The 792-nt window shown below is 54.3% G+C and carries 2 protein-coding genes; both read left to right on the top strand.

Translation table 11 applies throughout. The annotated features are described in order from the left end of the window. Positions 1–139 precede the first annotated feature (139 nt). Positions 140–391, top strand: coding sequence for a type II toxin-antitoxin system prevent-host-death family antitoxin (locus ACT9F5_RS13950; protein ID WP_445120568.1), 252 nt, complete (start codon positions 140–142; stop codon positions 389–391). Next, the gene (locus ACT9F5_RS13945; RefSeq protein ID WP_445120567.1) at positions 388–642 is read left to right on the top strand and encodes a Txe/YoeB family addiction module toxin; all 255 of its coding nucleotides are present in this window, start codon (positions 388–390) and stop codon (positions 640–642) included. The genes ACT9F5_RS13950 and ACT9F5_RS13945 overlap by 4 nt, the downstream gene beginning before the upstream one ends. Positions 643–792: the final 150 nt, after the last annotated feature.

Below are 792 nucleotides of genomic sequence, written 5' to 3'. Positions count from 1 at the left end.
GAGCCAAACACATGGCAAGCTTTTTCTGCCATGTGTTTGGTGTAACGAAGCAAGTTCGGCTTGAACGAATTGTTAGGTGCCGGCCCCTTGACACCGCACTGCCCGTGTTGTACAAGTATACGTACAACTGGAGACAGCTATGGATGCGATCACTTACAGCGCTGCCCGAGCCAAATTGGCCGACACCATGGACCGCGTTTGCGGCGACCACGAGCCTATCATCATCACCCGCAGTGGCCAGCAGGCCGTTGTGATGATGGCGCTCGATGACTTTAAGGCGCTGGAGGAAACCTCCTACCTCCTGCGCAGTCCCAAGAACGCTCAGCGTTTGCTTGAGGGCATTGCAGCTCTTGAGTCTGGGAAGGGCAAAGAACGGAACTTGGCCGAGTGAGGCTGGTCTTCTCCGAGCAAGCTTGGGAAGACTATTTGTACTGGCAGAAGATCGACAAGAAGCTGTTGAAGCGCATCAACGGCCTGATCAAAGAGATCACCCGGACGCCGCATACAGGGACGGGGAAGCCAGAGCCACTTAAGCATGCGCTGTCCGGCTACTGGTCGCGACGCATCAATGATGAGCACCGAATCGTCTACAAGGTGGCGGATGATTCGCTGTTTATTGCCCAGTTGCGATATCACTACTGACGGCACCTAACGCCTGAGTTAAGCCGACTTGCGTAGTGGAGCCAAACACATGGCAAGCTTTTCCTGCCATGTGTTTGGTGTAACGAAGCAAGTTCGGCTTGAACGAATTGTTAGGGCTCGGGAATTGCCAAACTAAGTGCGACAACCCGC

It is taken from the genome of Lysobacter sp. F6437 (assembly GCF_052547215.1).
This window is presented reverse-complemented; position numbering and strand designations above follow the sequence as displayed.